A 7,324-nucleotide genomic window follows, 5' to 3' on the forward strand; every position below is an offset into this window, starting at 1 on the left:
GCTACTGCCTACCGGTCGAGCCAGGTCGCCCCTCGCGCCGTCACCTGATCCTCGATCGACAGGTCAGAGCGGACGGTGAGCACGACACGACGTTGCCCTTTTCTGTCATCAAAGGCGCGCAGTTCCACCACCGAACCCATTGCCCTGTCCCCTTGGCGTCAAGATCGGGGAAGCGGACATGATGCGTGCACCCATCCACGCCGTCGATGACGGCATAGGCGGTGCCTTTCAGTTCGTTGTCCAAACCCGCGATACCGAGCCCTTCCAGACGGCGCAGCCGGCCAATCTTCAGAACCTCGAAAGGATCAGGTTGGTCGGGATCGATCCGAAGACATGGCGCTATGCGTCGTGCCGTCCGGACAACAAGGAAGCGCATGCCCGTCTGCGGGAACTGGCGGGAGAGCGGCACCAGTTCGATTGACCCTACCACTGACATCACGGAATCGTGATTCTCTGATTTTCGCGGCCTATTTACGCCCTACTACGACTCCCATTTGCATCCTATACGCATCCTGCGCGTGGAGCAGAAACGCAAAAGGCCGCCCGATGTGCGGCCTAAACGTTTGATATTAAACGGAATTTTTGGTTGCGGGGATAGGATTTGAACCTATGACCTTCAGGTTATGAGTTCCAGTCTAATACTTACACAATTACCGCGTAGAGCCAATTTTTTCACGATAAATGGCGGTTTTTCTTAAGTTTTTACTCTTGTCATGGTACACTTTTTCCTGACCGGGATCGCCTGATTTCGTCCCCAAATGATTCCTATTTGATTCCAGTGATTCCGGCGCTGGAGGCAAGAGCATGGTCAAAATCACGAAACGTTCCGTCGAAGCCGCCATCAAAACCGGCAAGGAATACTTCCTCTGGGATGACGAACTTCGCGGCTTCGGTCTCAGGGTCCACCCCTCGGGCCGGAAAATCTACCTCGCCCAGTTCCGCGCGGGCGGACGCATCCGGCGGGTCAACATCGGCCCACATGGCCCGATCACCCCGGATCAGGCCCGCACCGAGGCCATGAAGCATCTGTCCGACGTCCGGCTGGGCAGCGATCCTGGCGCACAGCGCGACCGGCTTCGCGCGGCCGCGACCATGAAGGAGTTTGGCAAGCGCTTCCTTGACGAACATGTCGCCTCACACTGCAAGCCCTCGACCCAGTACGAATATGGCCGTTGCGTGGACCTGTTCATCACACCGAAACTGGGGTCGCTCAAGGTCATCGACGTGACCCGCGCCGATGTTGTCGAACTGCACCAGGGATTGAAGGAAACGCCCTATCAGGCCAACCGGGTGCTGGGCGCGCTGTCGATCATGTTCACCCTGGCCGATACCTGGGGCGTGCGGACAGACGGGATCAATCCCTGCTGGAAGGTCAAACGCTACAAGGAAGTGAAGCGCGAGCGTTACCTGACGCCCGATGAACTGGCCCGGCTGGGCAAGGTGCTCCGCGAGGCGGACGGCGAGCCGGAAGCCGCAACCTGCATCCGGCTGCTGCTCCTGACCGGGTGCCGTCTGGGGGAAATACAGCCCCTGAAATGGGACTATGTGGACGCCCGAGCGGGCGTCCTGCGCTTGCCGGATTCCAAGACCGGGGCCAAGGTCGTGCCCATAGGCAAGGCTGCGCTGGACGTGCTGACGGACATTCCCCGGATCGACGGCAATCCCTATGTCATCACCGGCAAGGTGGAGGGGCAATATCTAACCGATATCCAGAAACCGTGGCGACGCCTCCGCGCGCGAGCTGGGTTAGACACCCTTCGCATCCATGACCTCCGCCACTCCTTCGCATCAGATGCGCTCCAGCTTGGTGCGGACCTGACCATGATCGGGCGATTGCTGGGCCATACGCAGGTGCAGACTACCGCGCGTTATGCACACCTCAAAACCGATCCCATCCGCACCACCGCTAACAAGGTCGCAGATGCGGTCGCCCATGCATTAGAGGCGACTATTAGCTGAGATTTCTTCACATTTCTCTCAAGAGAGAAATGCCTCTGTTACTCCTAAATATCTTGACGCACTTACCCGGTTAAGCTATTTTAGAACAAATGAAGAACATTCAACTTTTACCATCGTCAGGAGACAAGGCAAACGTCATAGGGTATACTCTCAGCGTTTAATGATCGACCTGGGCATTTGATATACCCATGTATTATGGTCGTAGATCAAATGTTTCAGGGACCTGAATTTGATGCCTATTGAGAATCTAACCGTTAATAGAATGTGCCTCCATGAAGTTTACCGCTTTGGCGAAGATGGAGTTATAGTCCCTCCCAGATACGGAACTGGCCTTCTCGCACTAAGCCCGAAGGCAATGAGTGCTTTTCGAAGTCGAGTGGTCGCTGCATTTAAAAGCACAGCACAATGTATGGATATGGCTATCAGAGAATTCGGAGCAGGTAGTATTATCGAGTTAGGTGCACGTATTAATAATATGTGCGATACAGATTTTGTTATTGAATCACGCAAATTTGCGGATGCGCTTGCTAGCGCTCAAACCTCACGCACAATACCAGGCGGTCTAACCGTTGTTTTTGATGGAACGCATGGCTACCCTGAGCAACCATTTTTTGCAATAATGAAAGCTGAACTGCATGAAGGTTTCTTAAAGACTGCTGACCTTAAGGCTGAATTCGTAAGCGATCTATTCTTAAGCCCAAAGACTAAATTATATAAAATTGGACTCTTTACCTCCAATAACACAGAACCTCGCCCCATTTTACCAGAAGGATGGACAGCAACAGTATACGACAATTCCATGTCCGCAACAAAACGTGATAGCGCGGCAAACTATTTTCACAGTAAATATCTAGGCTTAAATATACCGGATAACGCTGCTCAACGCGTCAAACAGTTCTTCGAACAAACTCGATCATTTATTAAATCTTCTCAAATATCAGAAGAAGAGAAAGTGGATCTTTTAAATAGTCTATTTATTTATCTAAAGGTTGATAAATCAAGTACCATTCAAGTCAGCCGCTTTGCAGAATCATACATGGATGATGAACTCGCAGAAAATTATACATCACATATGCGGCGCGAACATTTCCCTGATACAGCAGTACCTAAAGATTTATCTGAAATTGTAGCTCGACTGCGTTTTAGAAAATTAAAATTCCCGCGCCAAATTACCCTGCAGGGACCGCCTGAATCAATTCGGGAATTAGTAACCGTAGAACCTATCGAAGGTGACAATGGTCTCAATTGGACTCAACTTACAATTCGCGGTTGTCTGGAGACACAAGATTGAATCGCGAAAAGCAATTTCTCTCCCGATGGCATAAGGAGCGATCGATTTATGAAGCGTGGGGGAAATGTGTTTCTGAAACTGTAGTCACTAACCTAATCCCTCTTGTAACACCCATTCCTCCAAATCAATTTTTAAAATTACCTGTTATTCCTCGCCTTAAAGATGATCAAAAACTTGTTGAAAAAGCTTTCTATAGAAAGAAAGATTATGAAGATCCCTATACATCAATCACAGATAAAGTAGGAGTCCGCTTTGTTGTTTTACTTGGCAGTGATCTAAGTAAAGTACAAAATGCATTAACCAATATTCAGGAATGGTCTTTTTCAAAGGACCGTGATTACGAAATAGAGCAACAAGAGAGTCCTCTCACATTTGATTACGCTGCAATCCACTTCGTTGTGCGTCCCAAAACAGACTATCGATATACTGACATTACAATACCAAGCGGAACTCCCTGTGAAGTCCAAATTAAAACAATACTCCAACATGCCTATAGCGAGCTTACACATGATACAATCTACAAGCCTCAAATTGAAGCTACACCAGGAATGCAACGAAATGCTGCAAAAGCTATGGCCTTATTGGAAGCAACAAATGATTATTTTGAAAACATCTCTAGACAAGTCGAGACGGCTCTCTCTGCCGCGAGACATATGACGGCAAGCCTCACCACTGTTTATAAAAATACTATTGGCATAGATCCATGCCCGACACGAATTGAAGGGATGCTGTTAGAAGCCTTCGAACCCCAAGCTCATGAAAATTATCTTAATGAGATAGAAGATCTTTTACATAGAAAAGGGTTTATCATAGATAGCATAAAGAAAAGAGCCGAAGAAAATAATCTTATTTTCTTACAGCCTTCTGTATTACTTGCATATTTAGTGGCTAGCCTGTCACCCAAGAAAGCCATTAGACTTTGGCCCTTAACTCCTATTGAATTAGAACCACTTCTAAATGATTTAGGAGAAAGCATTAATTAAAAAAAAATACAAAAATTATTCGTATTCTATACCTGCCTGTCGAACAAAATCATTCCACAACCGTTCGGCCACCTGTTCAGGAGTAATTTTTTCGTCATCCCTATTTCCACTAAAATGATCCATTTTGAGGAAAAGCTGATAATCATCATTGGCAACTCGAATCCAACCATTTGCCATATTCTTTTCGGCATATCGTCTATTAATATAGCTAATGCTTCCAAACCCAGAAATATTTCCCTTAGAATTATGTACTGTTATGTGAGCTTCTTCATTATACTTAGACCTATTAACAACTGAACATGTAAATGCCGTAGGACTCATATCCTCAAATTTTGTACGCAAATCTTCACTGGCCCGAGAAAGCTCTACACATGAAGATTTAAAATAATCATGCAACACATCAAATGCTCTATCTGCGTAGTCTGCACGCTGAATGGCGTCAAAATCTTTTTTTATTCTAACCTGCCTTGAAATAGGAGATTTTTTTTCATCTATAGAATTTTGTTTTTCACAATTTCCGCTTTCAATTATACGACGAATACCGGTCACAATATCAAGAAAAGCATTATTTACATTTGTAAAATTTGATACAGGGCGTCCTTCTTTAGGCAGTGCTAGAAACTCTTTAAATGGTGATGCCAACCAGTCGCATGGTTCGAGAATTACGGGGACAATTCTCAGTTCGCCACTCAACGCTCGCTCTTGTGCTCGACCGAATTCAGTTTCATAGCAATAATTTGAAGCAAGATAATCAGGGCTAATTAATGCTATGAATAGATCACATATCTCCAACTGTCGAGAAATAGAAACGTCTACTTTATCTCCTGCTAAAATTTCATGATCAGTCCAAGCTAATAATTCTCCATCCCTTTTTAAAATAGAAAGATGCTTGTGTAATTTCTCCAAAGCCTTTTCATCAGCATGAGAATAAGAAATAAAGGCGACAGCACTCATAATAACCCTCATATTATACGCTTTGTTAGTTTGCTTCTCACATCATTCTCACTAAAGGAAAACAAAAGTCACTCACAACAAAAAAAACAACAAACATATTTTTATTATTATTCAATGAAATTATACTTGCAATACTATGTAATGAAAATAACCATAATTTTACTTTCTTTTAGACATAGGAAAACTCTTGCCTTAAGCGCTCATGCCTGCCTATCCATCACTTCAATGGTTCCTGTAAACTAGCAACGCTTCAGCGGACTAACATGTTTCGATCAATCCCCACTAAATAAGTAAACTCCTGTCCCCCAGCATGCTGGCAGCATCACGCCCTGTGCTTGTTTGCCTTCGGTCTAGATACTGTGAGCTAGCTTGCACGACAGGACGGCTCGACCCGAGGGCAAAGACCGTACCAGATGATTTCTGGCATGGTGCAATTACCTCTCACGGCTGGACGGCCTCTGACCACCCTCCTTTCCGGCCTTATTCTGCGCCCCATTACGCTTTTGGGGTGGAGGAATTCGCGCACATCATTTCCTCCACTCCCAGACCGCCTCTTTCCCGTCAGCCTCCCCTTACCGGCCCCGCTTCGCTCCTGAAGCACGCCGCACCGAAAGGGAGGTTTTCATGACCGACGCCACGAAACCCAAAACGGGCGCATCCGTGCCATCAACACAACCGACGCCCGAAATCGCTGTACCAGCACGCCCGCCAACGTCCCCGGCCCGTATCCTGCGCCCCTATCTGCGCGGGGGAGAGGCCGCTGAGCTGATCGGCGTCTCCATTCGCACGCTGGAGAAATACCGCAGCATCGGTGGAGGCCCGCCGTTCCTGAAGGTTGGCTCGCGCGTCCTCTATCTCCGCGAGGACGTGGAAGCATGGCTTCAGCGCCATCGCTGCCGCAACACTTCCGACGACAACTATGCCGCCGCCCTGCGCGAGATGCCCTCACGGAGGAACAGGTCATGAGGGCGGACGATCCCAACCTGACCACGGTCGAACTGACCTTCATTGAAAAGCGCATCGAACACTGGATCAGGTTCGGCAGGCCGGTCTCCGACCGCGTGCTCGACAAGCGCCGCCGCCTGCTGAGTTTCACGCCCGGCAGCACGTTCGGCTTCATCCGCTGGGCGGCCAATGATTACGGCACAGTCGTCTCCTGCCTCGCCATCGTGCGCACCGTGGAACGGGGCACCGCCTTTCAGACCGTGCCCTTTGTCTGGCCCGGTGGCGACCTGCTGCTCGACGTGTCGGGCTGGTCCCAGGTGAAGCATGTTCTGGAGATGATCGACCAGATCGAGCGCTTCGGCTTCGATCCCTGCGCCGTCTCTCCCGATCACTGGCGGCATGTCCATAACCGTATCATCGCCGGGCAGGAACCACGGCCCTATACACAGCCCCTGCACGCGGCATGGCTGAAACGTGCGAGGCTGGTATCATGACCCGGCGCGCCTGGTTCTTCGGCACCTATTTCGTCGTGCTGGCGGTAGGTGTGTCCGCTGCCTTACGTGTAACACCCCGGCTGCTATGGAACAACACGGCCAGCGTCCCGGTGGGGCTGTATCGGCTGCGTGCTGAAGGTGGCTTGCATGTCGGGGATCTTGCCGCCCTGCGTCTGCCCGACCGGCTGGCCCTGCTGCTGTCACAGCGCGGCTATCTGCCATTCGGTGTGCCCTTGCTCAAGCCCGTCGCGGCCCTCCCAGGACAGACCGTATGCCGGGCAAACGGCAGTATCACGATTGATGGCAGGCCCGTCGGCGACACCCTGACCAATGATCATCGGGGCCGTCCGCTGCCCGTCTGGCGTGGCTGTCATCGCCTCTCGCTGGGCGAGATTTTCGTCATGAACCCGGCAGAACCACGCAGTCTGGACGGGCGCTATTTCGGACCGCTTCCCGCCAGCACGGTGATGGGCCGCGCAATCCCGATCTGGGTCACGACCGGGCGGACTGCGCCGGTTCAGTAAGCACAAACCGCCCTGCCCCCAGTTCCAATTCTTTGTCCTGCAATCCGCAGATCAGGAGAGACGTATCATGATCCGTCTTGGTACTTTTACGCGCACCACAAACGGCTTTTTCGGCCAGATCACCACCTTTCTGATGGAGGATGATCTGTCGATCCTGCCCATCGAAGACCCCAC

The 7,324-nt window shown here is 50.0% G+C and carries 8 protein-coding genes and 1 pseudogene; 7 read left to right on the forward strand and 2 right to left on the reverse strand.

Features of this window, described 5'->3' with window-relative positions; all coding sequences use genetic code 11:
* Window positions 1-11: 11 nt before the first annotated feature.
* A pseudogene (locus tag FKW31_RS00690) lies at window positions 12-247 on the reverse strand (type VI secretion protein); the annotation flags it as partial.
* Between FKW31_RS00690 and FKW31_RS16640 the strand changes: the two are divergent.
* The 4 genes from FKW31_RS16640 to FKW31_RS00705 all read left to right on the forward strand — a co-directional run bounded on the left by FKW31_RS16640 (window position 179) and on the right by FKW31_RS00705 (window position 4,233).
* The gene (locus FKW31_RS16640) at window positions 179-421 is read left to right on the forward strand and encodes a hypothetical protein (RefSeq protein ID WP_370513035.1); all 243 of its coding nucleotides are present in this window, start codon (window positions 179-181) and stop codon (window positions 419-421) included. The pseudogene FKW31_RS00690 and the gene FKW31_RS16640 overlap by 69 nt on opposite strands.
* 383 nt (window positions 422-804) lie before the next feature.
* Window positions 805-1,959 (forward strand): site-specific integrase, encoded by a 1,155-nt coding sequence (locus FKW31_RS00695; protein ID WP_150177143.1) that lies wholly within the window; start codon window positions 805-807, stop codon window positions 1,957-1,959.
* Window positions 1,960-2,191: 232 nt separating this feature from the next.
* Window positions 2,192-3,250, forward strand: coding sequence for a nucleoid-associated protein (locus FKW31_RS00700; protein ID WP_150177145.1), 1,059 nt, complete (start codon window positions 2,192-2,194; stop codon window positions 3,248-3,250).
* A complete protein-coding gene (locus FKW31_RS00705; protein WP_150177147.1) occupies window positions 3,247-4,233 on the forward strand; it encodes a GTP pyrophosphokinase family protein in 987 nt (328 codons plus the stop codon). Before FKW31_RS00700 ends, FKW31_RS00705 begins: the two co-directional genes overlap by 4 nt.
* 15 nt (window positions 4,234-4,248) lie before the next feature.
* Here FKW31_RS00705 and FKW31_RS00710 read toward each other — a convergent pair whose 3' ends face one another.
* Window positions 4,249-5,187: a toll/interleukin-1 receptor domain-containing protein gene (locus FKW31_RS00710; RefSeq protein WP_150177149.1), complete on the reverse strand. Its 939-nt coding sequence runs from the start codon at window positions 5,185-5,187 to the stop codon at window positions 4,249-4,251.
* A 624-nt stretch (window positions 5,188-5,811) separates the two neighbouring features.
* On the opposite strand from FKW31_RS00710, the gene FKW31_RS00715 reads away from it, so the two are divergent.
* The 3 genes from FKW31_RS00715 to FKW31_RS00725 are packed head-to-tail and all read left to right on the forward strand — an operon-like array spanning window position 5,812 to window position 7,150.
* Window positions 5,812-6,153: a helix-turn-helix domain-containing protein gene (locus FKW31_RS00715; RefSeq protein ID WP_150177151.1), complete on the forward strand. Its 342-nt coding sequence runs from the start codon at window positions 5,812-5,814 to the stop codon at window positions 6,151-6,153.
* Window positions 6,150-6,626, forward strand: a complete 477-nt coding sequence (locus FKW31_RS00720; RefSeq protein WP_150177153.1) for a DUF2840 domain-containing protein — start codon at window positions 6,150-6,152, stop codon at window positions 6,624-6,626. Before FKW31_RS00715 ends, FKW31_RS00720 begins: the two co-directional genes overlap by 4 nt.
* Window positions 6,623-7,150 (forward strand): S26 family signal peptidase, encoded by a 528-nt coding sequence (locus tag FKW31_RS00725; RefSeq protein ID WP_150177155.1) that lies wholly within the window; start codon window positions 6,623-6,625, stop codon window positions 7,148-7,150. The genes FKW31_RS00720 and FKW31_RS00725 overlap by 4 nt, the downstream gene beginning before the upstream one ends.
* Window positions 7,151-7,324: the final 174 nt, after the last annotated feature.

It is taken from the genome of Acetobacter sp. DmW_136 (genome assembly GCF_008690365.1).
In the GTDB taxonomy this organism is placed as follows: domain Bacteria; phylum Pseudomonadota; class Alphaproteobacteria; order Acetobacterales; family Acetobacteraceae; genus Acetobacter; species Acetobacter oryzifermentans.

Excerpts from the sequence above, each read along its gene's own strand:
- FKW31_RS16640 (WP_370513035.1), top strand. The coding sequence starts at position 179 with ATGATGCGTGCACCCATCCACGCCGTCGATGACGGCATAGGCGGTGCC.
- FKW31_RS00695 (WP_150177143.1), top strand. The coding sequence starts at position 805 with ATGGTCAAAATCACGAAACGTTCCGTCGAAGCCGCCATCAAAACCGGC.
- FKW31_RS00700 (WP_150177145.1), top strand. The coding sequence starts at position 2,192 with ATGCCTATTGAGAATCTAACCGTTAATAGAATGTGCCTCCATGAAGTT.
- FKW31_RS00710 (WP_150177149.1), bottom strand. The coding sequence starts at position 5,187 with ATGAGTGCTGTCGCCTTTATTTCTTATTCTCATGCTGATGAAAAGGCT.
- FKW31_RS00715 (WP_150177151.1), top strand. The coding sequence starts at position 5,812 with ATGACCGACGCCACGAAACCCAAAACGGGCGCATCCGTGCCATCAACA.
- FKW31_RS00720 (WP_150177153.1), top strand. The coding sequence starts at position 6,150 with ATGAGGGCGGACGATCCCAACCTGACCACGGTCGAACTGACCTTCATT.
- FKW31_RS00725 (WP_150177155.1), top strand. The coding sequence starts at position 6,623 with ATGACCCGGCGCGCCTGGTTCTTCGGCACCTATTTCGTCGTGCTGGCG.